This is a genomic window from Chryseobacterium angstadtii, assembly GCF_001045465.1.
GTDB classification, from domain to species: domain Bacteria; phylum Bacteroidota; class Bacteroidia; order Flavobacteriales; family Weeksellaceae; genus Chryseobacterium; species Chryseobacterium angstadtii.
The window spans coordinates 187,323-205,490 of sequence record NZ_LFND01000003.1 but is presented as its reverse complement, the minus strand read 5'-3'; the positions used below and the strand labels follow the sequence as shown (position 1 = coordinate 205,490).

Below are 18,168 nucleotides of genomic sequence, written 5' to 3'. Positions count from 1 at the left end.
ATGAAGAAGTCGACTTTCGAAATTAAGCGAATGGACTGCTCTGCCGAGGAACAGATGATCCGTATGAAACTTAGTGAGATTACAGGCATATCCAGATTGGATTTTAATCTGGCAGCCAGGAAATTGGAAGTATACCATCTGGATAACATGGAACAGATCAAGGCGGCTATCAGTGAACTGAATCTCAAGGACAGTTATATCGGTTCCGTCGATTCACTTGATCATAATCCAGTTCAAAAAGATGAGCGCAAAGAGCGAAAATTATTGTGGCTTGTTCTACTGATCAATGCCTTTTTCTTTGGTCTGGAAATCATTACAGGTTTTATTTCAAATTCAATGGGACTGGTAGCCGATAGCTTAGATATGCTGGCCGATGCACTTGTTTATGGACTTAGCCTATGGGCAGTGGGTGGATCAATTATGCGAAAAAAGAATATTGCAAAGGTAAGCGGATATTTACAGCTTATTTTGGCTGTTTTAGGATTTTTCGAAGTCATACGCAGATTTATGGGATATGGAGAAACACCTGTGTTTTCAACAATGATTACGATATCCCTTTTAGCTTTAATGGGTAATGCTGCTTCATTGATCATTCTCCGTCGTACAAACAGTGATGATGCTCATATTAAAGCCAGCCAGCTTTTTACCTCAAACGATGTTATTATAAATATAGGTGTTATCCTTGCAGGAATTTTGGTATATGTTACTTCTTCCCGAATACCAGACCTGATAGTTGGAACGGTAGTCTTCGCAATTGTAATACGTGGCGCATTTTCTATTATGAAACTAGCAAAATAATATCTTATAAAAAGCCGAATACTAATCTATTCGGCTTTTTTACTTTTATCCATTAGAAAAAAATATCTCTTAAAAAGTTCAAAAAAATCGGAATGTAAAGAAGGTAGGTATCCACTGTATCTTTTTCTGAGCAATAGATTCTGTATTATAATCCGAACAATTCTTAAAACATTTCAATCATTATTTAAGCACTTGCTTAAATAATAAATTTAGCTATATTTGCAAGATGGAAAATAATTCGTGCATAAGACAACGGGCGGATATTAGACAGATCAATCGCTGTAAAAATCGAGTTTTAGAACTCCAAGACCCTTTTGATTATTTATCAAGTGGACTTGAATTAGCGGGAAATAATGTAAGGCTGAAAATCTTGTTTCTTCTACATGAAGAAAAACGACTTTGTGTATGTGATTTAAGCGATATACTAGATATGACAATTTCAGCAGTTTCCCAGCATTTACGAAAGCTTAAAGACCGAAAGCTAATCATAACAGAAAGAGAAGCACAAACCATTTTTTACTCATTGACAAAAGAGTACGAAAAATTGCTGGATCCATTTTTTAAAATACTAGTTGATAATAAAGTTTTAGAAACAATATGAAAACGGATAAAAAACTTATCGGTACTGGACTTTTAACAGCTATTGCAGCTTCTCTGTGTTGTATAACACCTGTTTTGGCGCTTATAGCTGGAACAAGTGGTCTTGCTTCAACTTTTTCCTGGCTTGAACCTTTCCGTCCATATTTTATCGGTTTAACAATTTTAGTGCTTGGCTTTGCATGGTATCAAAAATTGAAACCGCTAAGGAAAATAGATTGTAATTGTGAAGTAACTGAAAAACCAAATTTTATGCAGACAAGTTCATTTTTAGGAATTGTTACCGTCTTTGCGGGTTTACTTTTATCGTTTCCAATTTATTCTCACATATTTTTTTCCCAGACTAAAAGTAAAACTATTATAACTCAGACTTCCAAGATTCAGAAAGTTGAGTTTGCTATTAAAGGAATGACTTGTTCTGGGTGTGAACAACATATTAAAACAGAGATCAACCGACTAAAAGGAATTGTCGAAGTTGTAGTATCTTATGAAAAGGGCAACGCTATTGTTAAGTTCGACAGTAAACAAACAAGTATCACGGAAATTGAAAATGCTATCAATTCAACAGGATATAAAGCAATAAATAGTAAAACTATATCGTAATGGAAATAAAGTTACAAACAATAATAACTTGTCCAGACTGTGGTTACAAGAAAGAGGAAACAATGCCAACAAACGCCTGCCAATATTTTTACGAATGTGAAAAGTGCAAGAGAGTTTTAAAACCTCTCAAGGGTGATTGTTGCGTATATTGTAGTTTCGGCTCTGTAAAGTGTCCGCCAATTCAAGAAAATAAAAAATGCTGTTAATCTCTGGGTATTTATTTAAACCTAGATACAATTACAAATTCTTGGATAAAAACAAGGAGTAAATTATAATGACAAACGCAGCCTCTTTCACTTAAACTTCAAAGAAACAATTTAAATTATCCCTTTTTTTATATTTAAGGTTTGCGGTAACATATAAAAAAATATCATCATTATCTTTTTATATCAAAAATAATATCGTAATATTGCAATATAATAATTATGACATGGGAGCTACAAAAACAGAGCATTTTACTGAAAGCCAGAACCAGATAGCGGTTATTGCTAAAGCCTTGGGACATCCTGCTAGAATTGCTATTATCGAGTATTTGTTGAAGGTCAATACTTGTATAACTGGAGACATTGTGAATGAATTACCGTTAGCACAGCCAACTGTATCACAACATTTAAAAGAACTGAAAAACGCAGGATTGATAAAAGGAAGCATTGAAGGTAATTCAGTTTGTTATTGTATTGACGAAAATACTTTTGACATATTGAAAGAGTATTTTTCAAAAATAATCTTTACGGTAACTAACCAAAAATGTTGTTAAGAAAATGGAAATTGCTTTCATTATATCATCGATATTATTGATCAGCTATTCACTACTGGCAGTATTTGATGGTGTATTCTTACACCTATATAAATATCGCCTCTATCAACATGAAGAAAGTCGTTTTGAACATCTTACACATACAATAAGAGCCTTATTATTTACGGGTATTTTAATCTCTCTATTCATCAATATTGAAAACAACAATTTGTTTTTATTAGGCTGCATTTTGATTGCAGTTGATATTATCACCTTGTTGGTCGATGCCTATGTTGAAAAAGATAGTAGAGCATTTATGGGAGGGTTGCCAAGATGGGAATATATTGTTCACCTTTTGGTAAATGGTTTCCACTTCGCGGCTATCGCTGTTTTTTTAGTGATTAAAATAAATATAAATGCTGATGGCATCAGTTTAACTGAAAATTTTCAGCAGATAGAAAACTATCAAACTTTCAAGATCATAGCATTGAATCTTTTACCGGGTGCAATTATCATAAGCCTTTTGCATATTATGGTTTATAGTCCGAAATTCAATTATTACTTTAAAAAGATACAGCTCAAATGCTGTTAAAAAAATTTGTCAACAAATATCGCAATATTGCATTATAACTATAAAATATTAAAACAATGAAATTATCAGAAATCAAAGAAATTCTTCCAACATTAGAAAATGTTGAATTTCAGTTAGAAAATGGAACATTTGTACCTGAACATTTCCATGTTACAGAAGTTGGTCAGATCAATAAAAAGTTCATTGACTGTGGTGGTGTAATCCGTGACGAAAAAGCTGTAAACTTTCAGCTTTGGAATGCGGATGATTATGAACATCGTTTAAAACCAGGTAAGTTGTTAAACATTATCAGACTTTCTGAGGAGAAATTAGGAATCGAAGATTCGGAGATCGAAGTTGAATATCAAAGTGATACCATCGGTAAATATGATCTGGAGTTTAACGGAAAAACATTTGTGTTGAAAAGCAAAACAACAGCATGCCTTGCCCAGGACGCTTGTGGTATTCCATCAGAAAAGCAAAAGAAAAACCTTTCTGAGTTAACGGTAAATCAGAGCAATACATGTACACCCGGAGGTGGTTGTTGCTAACTATCCGAAGAATGTAATATATAACTTCTAAACAGTATTAAAATCCGATGGAAGAAATTTTTGATGTTATTGTTATTGGAGGGGGACAGAGTGCCTTAGCTTGTGGATATTATCTGAGACGAGCAAAACTGAAATATATTATACTGGATAAACAGGCTGTTCCAGGTGGTGCATGGCTCCATACCTGGGATAGTCTGACTCTTTTTTCTCCCAGAGAATACAGTTCATTACCGGGTTGGCTAATGCCTAAATCTGAACATCAGTTTCCGCTAAGACAAGAAGTAATTGATTACTTGGGCAAGTATGAAGACCATTATCAACTGAATGTTCAAAGGAGTACTGAAGTTACTGAAATTAAAAAAAATGAAGGTTTATTTTACGTTCATACTCTTCAAGGGATTTTTAAAACCAAAACAGTTATTTCAGCAACCGGAACTTGGGAGAATCCATTTATTCCAACGATTGATGGAATAGAAGATTATAAAGGTTTACAGATACATTCGGGAAAATATAAGAACCCTGAAAAATTTATCGGACTGAAAACATTAGTAGTAGGCGAAGGTAATTCAGGCGCACAGATTGTTGCAGAGCTTTCAAAAGTTACCACTGTAAAATGGTCAACCAAAAAGGAGCCTGAATTTTTACCTGATGATGTAGATGGTTATTATTTATTCACTGTTGCCTCTGCCCGATACAAGGCGGAAAAAGAAGGAAAACCGTTTGATTCATCGCAATACAATTTAGGTAATATCGTAATGGTTCCAACCGTTAAGGAGGCTAAACAAAGAGGCGTATTTGTATCAAGTGGTACATTCCATCAGCTATACGATAAAGGGGTAATCTGGTATAATGGTGAAAAAGAGGAATTTGATGCTATTATTTGGTGCACAGGTTTCGGTTACAATACCTCTTATCTTAAATCACTTATAGAAACGGATGAAAAGGGCATTGCAAAAACTACAGAAAGCAAGTCCTTAGAAGTGACCGGACTATGGCTTGTAGGATATGGCAACTGGACTGGTTACGCCTCTGCAACATTAATAGGGGTAAACAGAATAGCAAAACAGACCATTGCTGAAATCGAAGAATTTTTAAACCAACAAAACTAAAATGAAAATTGCATTATTCAGTGATATTCACGCAAATTTACCGGCACTGGAAGCTTTCTTTAAAGATGTCGAATTCCGTGATCCGGATAGTATTTACTGTTTAGGAGATCTTGTAGGTTACAATATTTGGCCCAACGAGGTGGTCAATGAGATCCGGAAGAGGAAAATACCAACCATTGCCGGAAATTATGATTTTGGCATTGGGCGTATGAGCAACGAATGTGGTTGTGCCTATAAAACTGACGGTGAAAAAGACAATGGTAACATTTCCATTTCTTTTACAAACTCCATTATGATGGACGATGAACGCTCCTATCTGCGAACACTTCCTGCACACATCAAAGTTGAGTTCCAGCTTAATGAAGACAAATTAAATCTTCTATTAGTACATGGCAGCCCAAGAAAAATCAATGAATATCTGTTTGAAGACCGGGAGGAAAAAAGCATGCTCAGGATCATGGAGCAAGCGGATGCGGATATTATGTGTTTTGGACATACCCATAAGCCATATCATCGCATTTTAAATTCAGGTACTGAGGATCTTCCGCATTATCGCCATGCAGTTAATATCGGTTCTGTTGGAAAACCAAAAGATAATGATGTGCGGGGAGGCTATGTTATGTTAACGATCAATGACAATAGTTCTGTGCTTAATAAAGACAGTATCAAAGTTGAATTTATTCGATTTGATTATGATATTGAAAAAGCGGCACAAGCAGTTGAAAACAGCCCACTACCTAATGAATATGCAGAAAATTTAAGAAGAGGCTATTAATTTTAGAATTTAGAAATGAACCAAACACTTGTAAAAAATATCGAAGCACTCTCAGCTGGTACGATATCAGAAGAACGAAAAATAGTTTTGCAACCTTTAGTTGATTATGTGCAGAGGAAAATAGAAACTGACCAGACGATCCGTTTAAATTTCATCTGTACCCATAACAGTAGAAGAAGTCATTTATCGCAGATCTGGGCGCAGACTATGGCTTATCATTTTGACGTTAAGAACGTATATTGCTATTCAGGTGGCACTGAGGCAACAGCGATGTTTCCGAAAGTAGCAGAAACGTTAAGTAACCAAGGTTTTCAGATCCAAAAACTTAGCGAGAACGAAAACCCTGTCTATGCAGTAAAGTACGCACAAAATGAAGCTGCTGTAATCTGTTTCTCCAAAGAATATAACAATGACTTTAATCCAAAAAATGAATTCGGAGCAATTATGACCTGTAATAATGCGGATGAAGGCTGTCCGATTGTGTTTGGAGCAGAGGATAGATTTCCAATAAAATACGATGATCCCAAAGCTTCTGACAATACCCCGGAACAAACTCAGGTCTACGCAGAAAGAAGTTTACAGATAGCATCAGAAATGCTTTATGTCTTTTCACAATTAAAGAAATAATATGGATATAATTTCATTTGGTAAAGAACAGTTTAGGGAAATTGCTGAAATCTATAGACAGGGCCTTGAAACTGGAAATGCGACTTTTGAAACCTCAGTTCCCAATTGGGAAGATTGGGACAAAAGTAAATTAGAGCATAGCCGTTTTGCTGCTGTCATTGACAATATCATAGTGGGATGGGCAGCGTTATCTGCGGTTAGTGATCGCTGTGTATATGGCGGAGTGGCTGAAGTGAGCATTTACATTTCCAATGACCACAAAGGAAAAGGAATAGGAAAAGCCCTGATGACAAAATTGATAACGGAAAGTGAGATCCATGGAATTTGGACATTACAAAGTGGAATGTTTCCAGAAAATGAAGCTCCAATAGCTCTTCATAAGAGTACGGGATTTAGAATAATAGGTCACCGTGAAAAAATCGGAAAGCTTGGAGATACCTGGCGTGACACAGTAATCATGGAAAGAAGAAGTAAAACAATAGGATTAAATTAAAATAGTATGCAACCAAAATTAAAATTTCTTGATAGATACCTAACCTTATGGATATTTCTTGCTATGGCCATCGGCGTGGGCTTAGGTTTCTTATTCCCTGGTATTTCAAAGGTAACAGATTCCTTATCCATGGGTACAACCAATATCCCATTAGCAATTGGATTGATCTTAATGATGTACCCTCCACTAGCTAAAGTGGACTATTCCCTTTTACCGACTGCCTTTAAGGATAAAAAGGTAATTAGTATTTCACTATTGCTAAATTGGGTTATAGGACCAATTTTAATGTTTGTTCTAGCCATTTTATTTTTGAGAAATGAGCCAGACTATATGATAGGATTAATCCTTATCGGATTAGCAAGATGTATCGCTATGGTCATCGTATGGAATGATTTAGCAAAAGGAAATAGAGAATATGCTGCTCTTCTGGTAGCTTTAAACAGTATCTTTCAGGTATTTACCTACAGTTTTTTTGTCTGGTTATTTATCAATGTTCTGCCTGGTAAATTAGGTCTTGCTAATTTCAATGTCAGCGTATCCATGAAAGATGTTACAGAAAGTGTACTTATTTATCTTGGTATTCCTTTTCTAGCCGGATTCTTAAGCAGATACATTCTAGTAAAGTCAAAAGGGATCGAATGGTATAATAGAAAATTTGTTCCAAGAATTTCCCCGATTACATTGTATGCTTTGTTATTCACGATTGTTTTAATGTTCAGCTTGAAAGGTGAAAAAATCGTAGAGCTTCCAATGGACGTAATCAAAGTTGCCATACCATTGATAATCTATTTTATCCTAATGTTCTTCGTTAGTTTCTTTGTAAACAAATCCTTAAAAGTACCTTACGACAAAAATGCATCTATTGCCTTTACAGCGACAGGGAATAATTTTGAGCTGGCCATAGCGGTTGCGATTGCTGTATTTGGTATTAATTCTCCACAAGCTTTTGTTGGTGTCATTGGACCTTTAGTGGAAGTTCCTGTACTCATACTACTGGTCAGAGCAAGTCTGTGGCTGAAGAAAAAATACTATTCTTAAGATAATGCAATAAAATTCAGGGGTAGTAGTATAATCTAAAACCTTTTAAATAAATTATAGGGAGGTCGATTTGGAACTGATAAGTTTTAAATCGACCTCCCTCTTTTTAATTTTATGGAATAATCTACAAATTGCGGATCATAATATGAATTATTTTTCCATAAAATAAAAGTCAACTCTAATAGTTTTCTTTGAATGGCCACAACAGCTTTCATTTTAATTCCATGCTTTGAAACTAATCTTAAAAAAATCTCTCTGAACCTTCCGTCGGTTCTGATTGCAGCTAGAGCAGGAAAATGCATTACCTTCCTTAAATAGCGATTACCCCGCTTGGAGATTCGGGGTTTCGATTTCACTGAAGTTCCAGACGTCTTTTCTTTTACATCCAATCCTGCATAGCTGACTAACTGTCGTTTATTTTTTATCAACTCAAAGCCATTTGTTTCGGCTATAATTGTTACAGCTGTTAGGCTTCCTATTCCCGGAATAGAAGATACTATTGTCATCTTATCCGCTAAAACGTGATCTCCTTTGATAAGTACAGCTATTTCTTCACGTATTTCTTTTTCCTGCAGATCTATTATGGATATTCTCTTTTTTGTTCTCTTCACTGAACTGGCATTTGAAGTTTCAGAAGTATGGTCAGCATGCAGTTGATTTTTTAACATTGTACGCTCCTGTATCAACTGTTCACGCTCTCGACAAAGTTGCTTCAAATCATTGTATATTTTTAAAGGAGGTTCCCAAACTTCCAATTGTCTTTCCAAACCAAATCTCGCAATGGCTTGTGATGCACTCTTGTCCGTTATCGTTTTTATGTCTAGTGTTCTCGAATAATTGCTGATCTTATTCGGTAAAACGATACTGACTTGTTTTTTAACATTGTATAGATAGTATGCCAGGGATTCATGGTAAACACCTGTCGCTTCCATTACATACCGTATCTCTGTTGAGGTCGATGTCTGCTTATTGACCCACGATACAAGAGCTGAATAACCTTTTTTGGTATTTGCAAATACTTTATAAGCATAAACTTCTATACTGAGATGCTCATCCATTCGGCCAAGTGATACCACCAATTCGTTTTGTGCCACATCAATGCCTACCGTTTGTTTTAATAATACCTTCATCTTATTTGTTTTAGATAAGTGAAAACCTTTCGTCATCTTTTCTCCTGAGTGGATATACTGGCTATACGACTCTTGATAATGAGTGCATTCCTTACATTCTGTTCAGATTCTAAAAGGTAAAGAAGAGGAGGTAGTTTCTTTTCCCGAATATACCGTATGGCTATTTAAAGCAAAATCTACTCTCACTCTTCTTCACTTAGATTATAATTATACAAACATAGGAGAAGCAAAAGAACGTCGGCTGATTAAAATATGTAGCTTTTAATTTCTTCCATTATTCTATTTCGAGTTCAAAGTAGGTATCTTCCCAATTGAATTTAGCCTTTAAAAATTCCCAGGCTCTATCAAGTACCATGTCCTCGTCCTGTCCAAGATTCTTCGCGTTACTTATAACAAAAAATCCCGTGTAATTTTCAGTCTTATATACAAAGTCCTTATGTCTTGATGTAAAATTTTGGGGCTCCCGTCCATTCATATACAGGAACTCGATCAGTGATTCGCTTTTTAGGTGATAGACCCAGGTTCTTTCATCTTCAATATAGTACCCGTCCAGTAACGAGTCCGCCTTCTGGGACACAAGCTCACCGTCATTCTCGTAATCCTGAATGCTTTTTTCGCAAAAAAGAAATTCTGGTTGATGAAATTCAATGCTTTTCATGATAGATGTCCTTGATTGTTATGATCTAATATACGATTATTTTTTTGCTGCTTCAATTTGATATTCCTTGTTATATTTTATTCATCATTCAGGAATAGTCGATCAAGTTCCTGATCAATATTCAGTTTCAGCAGGCTATTATAAAGTTCATCCTGCTGTTTACTATCTCCAAGGTTTTTACCGAAATACTCAGCCATAAATTCGGCGAAGAACCTGTGAAAAATTCTAACATAAGTCTGGGCTTTTTCTGCTATATCTGTGTCTCCAATATTGATTAAACCATGAAGGGCCAAGTAGATCCTGTAAAGTAGATTGAAATTCTTTTCCTTTAAACCAAATTGGTATAATAATTTCATCTCGTTTGGTATCAAAAGAAAGCATTTCCGTATGGCCTGAACTATGGGTTCGATTATGCCTTCCTTACCGCTTATAATCTGTCCGATCCCTTCCCATTCGTAGCTTTCATAGGATTTCATATTCAACAAAGATCTACGATCTGCCCTGTGGATAAATATAGGGGATGAAGCAATTTTATGAATAAAGGTCAGATGAAAATTGTAAGGGGTCAGATCTGAATTTTCACAATGATTTTCATCGCCCATTGGGAACGGAGCCAATTGCGACAGTACCGCAAAAGGAAAAAAATCTGCGATCAACAAACCTTCATTTCCATATTTTTTTTTCTCATAATCGATGTCGATGTGACCTGCGTTTTCATCAAATAAAAGTAATCTTGACTGATCAGAAATCACTTCCTTTTTTGGCTCTACTTTTAGCATTCTGTTGATAAGATCTGAAAACAATTTTGGTTTTGTTTGAGAAATCTCCATCAGTACAGCGGCTCCCACAATATCGCAATATGGAACTGCCATAGTCAATTCGCTAAAATAATTGAGATTTTGATCAATATCTCTGGTCTCAGAATCTTCCGCGAGAAGGCGTGAAATTATTGGAATACAATAATTGGCTAATAGTTCAGGAAGTTTGGGGTATAGTATACTAAAACCATTGTTCCGAAAATGCCTGATCACCGTTATGGAAGATTTTATCAGTCCCTCGTAATGGTCATTATATTTCCGTTTAAATATATCAATCGTAATAGAACCACTTAACGATGCAGCCACATTAAGATCTGAGTTTTGTTTCCGCAAATTATTTTCTTCCATAAAGCATTCTGCCATCATTGACATCAGACGGTGAATTTCTTGCGAATAAGTTTGGTTGTTTGTAAGGAGCTTTAAAAGGTAAACATCAGGTATCGGCTGGATCTTATCATATTGCCCTTCGACAAGGGCATCATTTTTATACAGAGAAATTAAATGTCTAATAATACGTGGTTCTCTATATTCAGCTGCATAATGTCCTCCATTTTCAATAACCAACTTGAATTTATCAAACATTATTTCATTTGCCTGAAAATACTCATCGTCGTCGAGCGCATCTAATTTTATAATTTTACTTTTCTCGCCTATAACAGTTTTATAATTTTTAAAAGGTACATAGGCTAACTGTTGTAAATTGAATTCGTCTACCGTATAAAGGATTCGATGGTGTCCATCATCAAAAATGTCAATTAGCTCAATGATTTCGTCCATAATAACATTGGAGATACTCTCGTTGAAGTTATCAAGCAACAAATAGAACCTATTCTCACTACCCACCCTCAGTGAAGAATGTAACCATTCCCTGATCTGTTCGTCACTCACACGCATACCGGAGTTTTTTGTAAAGGTATTGGCTAGTTGTCTATAAATTGAATAGTTATGGTCATGACAGTCCAGATAGAAGACAAAATTTTCCTGTGAATTCAACCTACTGAAGAATTGGTAGAGCAACATTGTTTTTCCGCTGAATGCCTGGCCTTGTACGCCTATCAAAGAGGTTTTATCGTCGAATGCTTCAATCACCTCTGCTAGAATGCTGCGGTCAATCACAAAATCTGGGCATATAGGCTTGGTTAAATCTCCAATTTCTCCCGTCAATCGTAAAAATTTTTGTTGGGTTATCTGGTTAATAACATGAGCGAATAATTCTGGATCGTTATTCAACAGGAGATTTACGGCATCCTTGAAATCATTTGCTGCCAGGGCGAAAGAATCCTTGATGCACTCATTTATCATCCCAAAATCTACACTATCGGTAATAATTTCTTCTTTGGTATAGGTGTTAAAAAAACGATTGATCTTTCCGTTAGAAATTAATGTTATCGCTGGCATCTGATCTAAAAGTCGTGCGTAGGAAATTCCTTGAGCTATATCTCCAGAAGAAATAGCCACATTCTCCTGTTTCAGTTCCAGGAGAATCACATTTTGCCCATCAATTTTCAATATAATGTCGGAAATTCCCCGTACAATATTTTTTGCTGAATATCCGGAATCTAATGGGATATAGTGATGTCCTATTTTAAGCGTAAATGAGGTTTGGTGTTCTACTTTTACCTCCTTGAATGTTGGAAATACTGTGTGCAGTACACAATCAATTCTTGCTTCTAACGTAGCTTCATTCATTGTTAATAATATGTATAAATTGATCCCAAAAGTTGGTTCTGAGGGATTAAAGCAATTTACAATTTTTCACCAATATATTCACCCTAATTATAATCCGATCTCCAAGATATAAAACGCTCAATTACGATGTTAATTTTGAAAGATCCGATTTGATTTCATTGAACATTTTGATAATAGTAGTGTTGTCCAACAGAAGTTCATTTTGTTGTGATTCCTCGACAGCAATACTCGACGTAAATTCCCAAACCTCCAAAAGATCTTTCAAAAGAATATTGTATGGCTTATAAAAAGAGTTGTCGGCCATAACCTCCAATGCGGTCGGTTGTACTGCCGATAATCTTTTATAGGTAATTCCTTCATGTGTTAAAAAAATATATGTCTTCCCGATCTTAATGTCATTCAGTGATTCTATATACCTTCCGATTATATAAGCACCGTCTTTATGAGGTGGCATAGAATCACCTTCTACTGGAAAGGCTCTATATTTTCCATTTCGAAGAAACGGCAGAGACATAGTTTGTAAGGACTCTATATAGTCAGGATCTGCATAGCTCATAAGATAGCCCATTGAAGCTTTGAATGGAACAATCTCGATTTTATTTTCACCCATCTCGTCGGTTTTTATAGGAAGTAGGATTCTGTTGTCAGGTAAATTGACCATTTCTTCTAACCTATATTTTCTAAGGTCAACGGTAAGAAGTAAGTCGGTACTTAAATGATAAAATTTAGAAAGCGCCACAAGTACTTCCAGAGGAAGAGAAACTTTTCCGTTCTCATATTTAGAATAGCGATCTCTTGTTATACCTATGGCCTCGGCTATTTTCTCTTGTGAAAGCTGCGTTTTCTGCATCCGTAAATACCTGATGTTGTCGGCCAAAAAAGTTTGTAATGTCATTTTGGGAATATTTTTCCCAACAAATATAAACCATCTTGGGAAATTTCTTCTCAATTTTGCTAAATAAATTAGTATAAAATGGAGCGGACGATTGTACATTGTGACTTGGATACATTCTTTGTATCGGTTGAAAGGCTGATCAACAGCGATCTTATCGGGAAACCAGTATTGATCGGAGGAAGTTCTGACCGTGGCGTTGTTGCGTCCTGTTCTTATGAGGCCCGCAAGTATGGTATCCATTCCGCCATGCCCATGCGCCTTGCCAGACAGCTCTGTCCCGAAGCTGTGCTTGTGCGGGGCGACCATGATCTTTACAGTAAATATTCAGACATTGTTACGGAAATAATCGAAGATAAAATTCCGGTTGTTGAGAAAGCGTCAATTGATGAACATTATCTTGATATGACCGGAATGGATAGATTTTTCGGTTCCTGGCAATTGACACAGGAACTCCGCAAAACCATTATTAAAGAAACTGGACTCCCCATTTCATTTGGTTTTTCAAAAAATAAAACCGTAAGTAAGATTGCCACGGGCGAAGCGAAACCCTGTGGAGAACGAAAAATTGATGAAGGGACTGAACGGAATTTCCTTGCTCCGCTATCTATTCGTAAAATACCGGGTATCGGGGAAAAGACCTATCCGTTATTGCGCAATATGGGAATATCACAGATCCTTACTTTACAGCAGATGGACGTCATTACCATGAGAAAGGTACTGGGTGAAAATGGCGTCAGCATCTGGAACAAAGCCAACGGTATTGACAACAATGCGGTTATTCCTTTCAGCCAGCAGAAAAGTATGAGCAAGGAGACGACATTTGAACAGGACACAATTGATATGGATATTCTCAGACGGACGATGCTTTCAATGGTGGACGAGCTGGCATTTGATCTGCGTAGAGACGGCAGACTGACTTCATGTGTGACAGTAAAGCTTAGATACAGCAATTTTGATACCCATACCATGCAGACAAAATTGCCCTTTACATCATCCGAAAGGGTTATTTCTGAAAAAGTAATGCAGCTTTTTGAAAAACTATACAGCCGCAGGATGCTGATACGCCTGATCGGTGTAAAATTCAGCAATCTGATAGCAGGTGGATATCAGGCAGATCTTTTCAATGACACACTTGAAGATATCAGGCTGTCTGAGGCAATGGACAGGATAAGAATAAGATATGGGCACGATTCGGTGCTCAGGGGCTTCGCACTTCCAAATTTATAATACGATGCTGCTCAATTTACATAGTTATTATAGTCTACGATATGGTACAATAAGCGTAAAGGATCTGATTGAGGGTATCCGCAAGTATGGATTTGACACAGCTGTACTCACGGACATGAATAATTCTTCAGCAACAATTGATTTTATCAGACAGTGCAGGGAAGCTGGTATAAATGGACTTGCAGGAATGGAATTTCGTAATAATTGTAAGCTTCTCTATATCGGAATCGCAAAGAACGAAAAAGGTTTCAGGGAACTCAACGAATTTATGACTGCCCACAATCGTGATAAAACATTATTGCCACCAATAGCACCTGGCTTTCGGGATGTTTTTATAATTTATCCTTATGGAAGTATTCAAGAAGCTGCTCTTCGGGATAATGAATTTATAGGAATACGGCCTTCGGAGCTTACCCGTTATATCGTTGCTCCAAAACGTTTTATGGATCGATATGTAATCCTTTCCCCCGTATCATTTAAACAGGATGATTTTCAGTTGCATAAACAGTTGCGCGCTATTGATAACAATATTCTGATATCACAGCTTCCTGCTGATCAGATGGCGGAGAAAGATGAAATATTTGTTCATAAGGAAAAATTAATGCAAATATATGGCCTGGTTCCTGAGTTGATTGCAAATACAGAAAAGTTACTTTCAGAATGCCGTTTTGATTTTGACTTCAAGGGTTCCAAAAATAAAAAGACTTTTACGGGAAACCGTTATGACGATAAACAATTATTGTTTAAGTACGCTATGGACGGGTTTGAACGACGGTATGGATCAAATGACAAAATTGCCAGAGATCGGGTTCTGCATGAACTGGATATCATTCATGAGCTGAATTTTTCCAGTTATTTCCTCATAACCGATGATATATGCCGTTATGCAAGAAACAGGAACTTTCATTATGTCGGTAGAGGCAGCGGAGCCAATAGTATTATCGCATACTGTCTTGGGATAACTGATGTTTGTCCAATCGAACTGAACCTTTATTTTGAACGGTTCCTTAACCCTAAAAGGAAAAGTCCACCCGACTTTGACGTTGACTTTTCATGGCGGGATCGGGATGAGATATATGATTATATTTTCAAAAGATATCAGGGCGAACATACTGCTCTCATGGGAGCAATGGGAACTTTTCGTGACCGTTCGATCATAAGGGAACTTGGAAAGGTTTATGGACTTCCCAAACCTGAAATTGATCGACTGATCAGTGACCCCTCCAATATGCTCAACAAAAATGAAGTTACCAGGACAATCCTGGGAGTTTATAATCAAATGGCAGATTTTCCCAATCAACGTACGATACATGCCTCCGGTGTGCTGATATCGGAAAATCCGCTGACCTGCTATTCTGCGCTGGATTATCCGCCCAAAAACCTGCCGACAATGCAGTTTGATATGTATGTTGCCGAGGAAATAGGGTTTGAAAAATTTGATATTTTATCACAGAGAGGAATCGGACATATTGAGGATTGCAGGGAAATCGTTAGAACCAATAGGGGCGAAGCCATCGAAACTTCCGATCCTAAACGTTTCTTTAACGATCCAAAGATTGCAGATCAGCTAAGGTCAGCCCATACCGTCGGATGCTTCTATATTGAATCCCCGGCAATGAGGCAGCTCATAAGTAAATTGAAATGCGATGATTATTTGACGCTTGTCGCTGCAAGTTCAATAATTAGACCCGGAGTAGCGTCGTCGGGAATGATGGGGACTTTTATTGAAAGGCATCTAAACCCTGAAAAAGTTGAGTATATCCATCCGGCATTTAAACAGGAACTCGAAGATACCTATGGTGTAATGGTATATCAAGAAGATGTAATGAAGATCGGTCACCGCTTTGGGGGATTGGATCTGGCTGATGCGGACGTACTGCGTAGAATGATGTCCGGCAAATACCGAAATAAGAATCATATGCTCGAAATTGAAGATAAATTTTTCTCCCATTGCAGGAACCAGAATTATCCGGAAGAAATATCCCGTGAAGTATGGCGGCAGATGGAAAGCTTTGCCGGATATTCGTTTAATAAAGCGCACTCCGCATCTTTTGCCGTGGAGAGTTACCAAAGCCTTTTTTTGAAGACTTACTATCCGCTTGAATTTATGGTTGCAGTGCTGAATAATCATGGCGGTTTCTATGACCGTGAAGTGTATGTGAACGAAGCAAAAAAAGCAGGCGCTAATATTTGTCTGCCCTGTATAAACAGAAGTATATTCGATACCTCAATAATTGGTAAAGATATCTACCTTGGTTTTGACTGTATTTTGAATCTGGAAACAAAACTGGCACAGTCGATCTCAGAAGAACGGAAGAAAAATGGCCCGTATCTGGGGATTGAAGATTTCAATCAAAGGACAGGAGCAGGGCTTGAACAGATCATCATTCTGATACGTTGCGGAGCCTTCGGATTTCTTGACGTTGATAAAAAGGAACTGCTGTGGGAGGCACATCTGATCCTTAATTCCAATAAAAACATGAACTTTCAGTTGGGCCAACTCTTCCAGAGTTCAAACGAAAAACCGAAACTTCCAGTCCTCATTACCGATCCGCTGGAAGATATTTATGATGAGATTGAACTGATGGGTTTTCCTGTTTCGGGCAGTATTTTTGATCTGGCAAAATCAAATTATCGAGGTAATGCATGCGCCGATAATATGTCCTTATTCGCAGGTCAGACGGTAAGGATCGTCGCCTATATGGTAGCTGAAAAATGGGTAAAGACGAAAACCGGTAAACCCATGAAATTTGGAACCTTCCTGGATAACAACGGTGACTTTATAGACACCGTGCATTTCACACAGAGCCTGCTCAAATTCCCCCTTCGTGGAAAAGGATTATACCTGATAGAAGGTAGAGTTACCATTGAATATGGATGCCCATCAATAGACGTTCAAAGATGTGCAAAAATGCCCATAAGACCTGATCCAAGAAGTATATAGTATTTGTTTATATGAATATGAAACTATCCATGTGACCATATTTACTACACCAGAAGTCAGCCCATAAATGAAATGCTTTCTCAGTAGAGACTTGTTTTAGTCGCTGTAATCTTTCTCCGACTTCTTTAGGGGTAAAGCCAATACCATTAATTGTGAACCAGGCTTTGTCATACTCCCCACTTACAATATACTTTTCAAATAGCTCTTTTTTATTTGTATTTGCTAAAAGCCATTCGGGAATATCCTCGATTGGTTTGTATTTTGGATCTTTTTTAAAAAAGGAAAAACTTGACTTATCTTTATTATACCCGATCCATTCTTTGTGAAAGATTTCAAAGTAACAAGACTTTGGAACATTGCTCAAAATTATCAGTTTATCGTTAGAGGGAAATTGACCATCATAAATTTCATTTTCGTTTACACATGAAAGTGGTCTATTTGTATTGATTACCGATATATTACATTCTGGATTTTCTTGGTGGTTCTGATTTGCTTGTTGAAATTCTAAAAAATCCTGATTCCTTAACCCCATGAGTGCCGCACATTTTTCTAGTCTTTCGGTAACTATGCAATCCTCGCTGTTTACGAATTCGTTAAACAACAATCGCGAAAACAGTTGTTTCTCGTTTCTAGCAATTTCACTTGTTTGAAACCCAGCTCCATCTGTCATATCACCAAAACTAATTTTTCTATCTGAAAACCAGTGTTTAACCATTCCCACATGATAATGGTCTGCGTCATAACTATACATAAAAGGTATGAGAAACGGTGGATGAGCAAATGAGCCTGTATTTGTTTCTTCAATATAAAACCTAAACATGCTATATTCATCAATAATCGGAATTTCACCTTTATACAATGATTTAAGTTCCTTTCCTAAATTTAATTCATTTAATAATTCTTCCATTC

At 36.7% G+C, this 18,168-nt stretch carries 19 protein-coding genes; 14 read left to right on the top strand and 5 right to left on the bottom strand.

The features are described from left to right. From ACM46_RS09170 to arsB, 12 genes are all read left to right on the top strand, one after another. Complete coding sequence (locus ACM46_RS09170; protein ID WP_048506354.1) at nucleotides 1-798, top strand: cation efflux transmembrane domain-containing protein; 798 nt, start codon at nucleotides 1-3, stop codon at nucleotides 796-798. 226 nt (nucleotides 799-1,024) lie between these two features. Beyond that, nucleotides 1,025-1,399, top strand: a complete 375-nt coding sequence (locus tag ACM46_RS09165; RefSeq protein WP_048506353.1) for an ArsR/SmtB family transcription factor — start codon at nucleotides 1,025-1,027, stop codon at nucleotides 1,397-1,399. Next, entirely contained in the window at nucleotides 1,396-1,998 is a 603-nt protein-coding gene (gene merTP, locus ACM46_RS09160; RefSeq protein ID WP_048506352.1) for a mercuric transport protein MerTP, read from the top strand. The genes ACM46_RS09165 and merTP overlap by 4 nt, the downstream gene beginning before the upstream one ends. Further along, a complete protein-coding gene (locus ACM46_RS23635; RefSeq protein ID WP_073060390.1) occupies nucleotides 1,998-2,204 on the top strand; it encodes a GDCCVxC domain-containing (seleno)protein in 207 nt (68 codons plus the stop codon). Before merTP ends, ACM46_RS23635 begins: the two co-directional genes overlap by 1 nt. A gap of 224 nt (nucleotides 2,205-2,428) precedes the next feature. Next, entirely contained in the window at nucleotides 2,429-2,755 is a 327-nt protein-coding gene (locus tag ACM46_RS09155) for an ArsR/SmtB family transcription factor (protein WP_048506351.1), read from the top strand. Nucleotides 2,756-2,759: 4 nt separating this feature from the next. Then, nucleotides 2,760-3,326 carry a hypothetical protein gene (locus ACM46_RS09150; protein WP_048506350.1) on the top strand — a complete coding sequence of 189 codons (567 nt, stop codon included), beginning with the start codon at nucleotides 2,760-2,762 and terminating at the stop codon, nucleotides 3,324-3,326. Between the two features lie 56 nt (nucleotides 3,327-3,382). Next, nucleotides 3,383-3,856 (top strand): DUF6428 family protein, encoded by a 474-nt coding sequence (locus ACM46_RS09145; protein ID WP_048506349.1) that lies wholly within the window; start codon nucleotides 3,383-3,385, stop codon nucleotides 3,854-3,856. Nucleotides 3,857-3,903: 47 nt separating this feature from the next. Continuing rightward, the gene (locus ACM46_RS09140; RefSeq protein WP_048506348.1) at nucleotides 3,904-4,965 is read left to right on the top strand and encodes an ArsO family NAD(P)H-dependent flavin-containing monooxygenase; all 1,062 of its coding nucleotides are present in this window, start codon (nucleotides 3,904-3,906) and stop codon (nucleotides 4,963-4,965) included. Nucleotide 4,966: 1 nt separating this feature from the next. Beyond that, entirely contained in the window at nucleotides 4,967-5,740 is a 774-nt protein-coding gene (locus tag ACM46_RS09135) for a metallophosphoesterase family protein (RefSeq protein ID WP_048506347.1), read from the top strand. Nucleotides 5,741-5,755: 15 nt separating this feature from the next. Beyond that, entirely contained in the window at nucleotides 5,756-6,367 is a 612-nt protein-coding gene (locus tag ACM46_RS09130) for an arsenate-mycothiol transferase ArsC (protein WP_048506346.1), read from the top strand. 1 nt (nucleotide 6,368) lies between these two features. Next, complete coding sequence (locus tag ACM46_RS09125) at nucleotides 6,369-6,860, top strand: GNAT family N-acetyltransferase (protein ID WP_048506345.1); 492 nt, start codon at nucleotides 6,369-6,371, stop codon at nucleotides 6,858-6,860. 6 nt (nucleotides 6,861-6,866) lie between these two features. Further along, complete coding sequence (gene arsB, locus ACM46_RS09120) at nucleotides 6,867-7,898, top strand: ACR3 family arsenite efflux transporter (protein WP_048506344.1); 1,032 nt, start codon at nucleotides 6,867-6,869, stop codon at nucleotides 7,896-7,898. Nucleotides 7,899-7,984: 86 nt separating this feature from the next. Here arsB and ACM46_RS09115 read toward each other — a convergent pair whose 3' ends face one another. The 4 genes from ACM46_RS09115 to ACM46_RS09100 form a co-directional block, all read right to left on the bottom strand. Then, a complete protein-coding gene (locus ACM46_RS09115; RefSeq protein WP_048506343.1) occupies nucleotides 7,985-9,028 on the bottom strand; it encodes an IS110 family RNA-guided transposase in 1,044 nt (347 codons plus the stop codon). Between the two features lie 274 nt (nucleotides 9,029-9,302). Then, nucleotides 9,303-9,686 (bottom strand): hypothetical protein, encoded by a 384-nt coding sequence (locus tag ACM46_RS09110; RefSeq protein WP_048506342.1) that lies wholly within the window; start codon nucleotides 9,684-9,686, stop codon nucleotides 9,303-9,305. Nucleotides 9,687-9,763: 77 nt separating this feature from the next. After that, nucleotides 9,764-12,193, bottom strand: coding sequence for an ATP-binding protein (locus ACM46_RS09105; RefSeq protein WP_048506341.1), 2,430 nt, complete (start codon nucleotides 12,191-12,193; stop codon nucleotides 9,764-9,766). Between the two features lie 121 nt (nucleotides 12,194-12,314). Then, nucleotides 12,315-13,088, bottom strand: a complete 774-nt coding sequence (locus tag ACM46_RS09100) for an XRE family transcriptional regulator (RefSeq protein WP_048506340.1) — start codon at nucleotides 13,086-13,088, stop codon at nucleotides 12,315-12,317. Nucleotides 13,089-13,166: 78 nt separating this feature from the next. On the opposite strand from ACM46_RS09100, the gene dinB reads away from it, so the two are divergent. Both dinB and ACM46_RS09090 read left to right on the top strand, forming a co-directional pair. After that, a complete protein-coding gene (dinB, locus tag ACM46_RS09095; protein WP_048506339.1) occupies nucleotides 13,167-14,315 on the top strand; it encodes a DNA polymerase IV in 1,149 nt (382 codons plus the stop codon). Further along, on the top strand, nucleotides 14,269-17,259 hold the full coding sequence (locus ACM46_RS09090; RefSeq protein ID WP_338151990.1) for a DNA polymerase III subunit alpha: 2,991 nt from the start codon (nucleotides 14,269-14,271) through the stop codon (nucleotides 17,257-17,259). Before dinB ends, ACM46_RS09090 begins: the two co-directional genes overlap by 47 nt. Before the next feature lie 7 nt (nucleotides 17,260-17,266). On the opposite strand, the gene ACM46_RS09085 is transcribed toward ACM46_RS09090, so the two are convergent. Next, the gene (locus ACM46_RS09085) at nucleotides 17,267-18,166 is read right to left on the bottom strand and encodes a hypothetical protein (protein ID WP_048506337.1); all 900 of its coding nucleotides are present in this window, start codon (nucleotides 18,164-18,166) and stop codon (nucleotides 17,267-17,269) included. Between the last annotated feature and the right edge of the window lie 2 nt (nucleotides 18,167-18,168).

Bases quoted from the DNA above. Each gene is read 5' to 3' on its own strand.
- ACM46_RS09170 (WP_048506354.1), top strand. From the start codon at position 1: ATGAAGAAGTCGACTTTCGAAATTAAGCGAATGGACTGCTCTGCCGAG.
- ACM46_RS09165 (WP_048506353.1), top strand. From the start codon at position 1,025: ATGGAAAATAATTCGTGCATAAGACAACGGGCGGATATTAGACAGATC.
- merTP (WP_048506352.1), top strand. From the start codon at position 1,396: ATGAAAACGGATAAAAAACTTATCGGTACTGGACTTTTAACAGCTATT.
- ACM46_RS23635 (WP_073060390.1), top strand. From the start codon at position 1,998: ATGGAAATAAAGTTACAAACAATAATAACTTGTCCAGACTGTGGTTAC.
- ACM46_RS09155 (WP_048506351.1), top strand. From the start codon at position 2,429: ATGGGAGCTACAAAAACAGAGCATTTTACTGAAAGCCAGAACCAGATA.
- ACM46_RS09150 (WP_048506350.1), top strand. From the start codon at position 2,760: ATGGAAATTGCTTTCATTATATCATCGATATTATTGATCAGCTATTCA.
- ACM46_RS09145 (WP_048506349.1), top strand. From the start codon at position 3,383: ATGAAATTATCAGAAATCAAAGAAATTCTTCCAACATTAGAAAATGTT.
- ACM46_RS09140 (WP_048506348.1), top strand. From the start codon at position 3,904: ATGGAAGAAATTTTTGATGTTATTGTTATTGGAGGGGGACAGAGTGCC.
- ACM46_RS09135 (WP_048506347.1), top strand. From the start codon at position 4,967: ATGAAAATTGCATTATTCAGTGATATTCACGCAAATTTACCGGCACTG.
- ACM46_RS09130 (WP_048506346.1), top strand. From the start codon at position 5,756: ATGAACCAAACACTTGTAAAAAATATCGAAGCACTCTCAGCTGGTACG.
- ACM46_RS09125 (WP_048506345.1), top strand. From the start codon at position 6,369: ATGGATATAATTTCATTTGGTAAAGAACAGTTTAGGGAAATTGCTGAA.
- arsB (WP_048506344.1), top strand. From the start codon at position 6,867: ATGCAACCAAAATTAAAATTTCTTGATAGATACCTAACCTTATGGATA.
- ACM46_RS09115 (WP_048506343.1), bottom strand. From the start codon at position 9,028: ATGAAGGTATTATTAAAACAAACGGTAGGCATTGATGTGGCACAAAAC.
- ACM46_RS09110 (WP_048506342.1), bottom strand. From the start codon at position 9,686: ATGAAAAGCATTGAATTTCATCAACCAGAATTTCTTTTTTGCGAAAAA.
- ACM46_RS09105 (WP_048506341.1), bottom strand. From the start codon at position 12,193: ATGAATGAAGCTACGTTAGAAGCAAGAATTGATTGTGTACTGCACACA.
- ACM46_RS09100 (WP_048506340.1), bottom strand. From the start codon at position 13,088: ATGACATTACAAACTTTTTTGGCCGACAACATCAGGTATTTACGGATG.
- dinB (WP_048506339.1), top strand. From the start codon at position 13,167: ATGGAGCGGACGATTGTACATTGTGACTTGGATACATTCTTTGTATCG.
- ACM46_RS09090 (WP_338151990.1), top strand. From the start codon at position 14,269: ATGGGCACGATTCGGTGCTCAGGGGCTTCGCACTTCCAAATTTATAAT.
- ACM46_RS09085 (WP_048506337.1), bottom strand. From the start codon at position 18,166: ATGGAAGAATTATTAAATGAATTAAATTTAGGAAAGGAACTTAAATCA.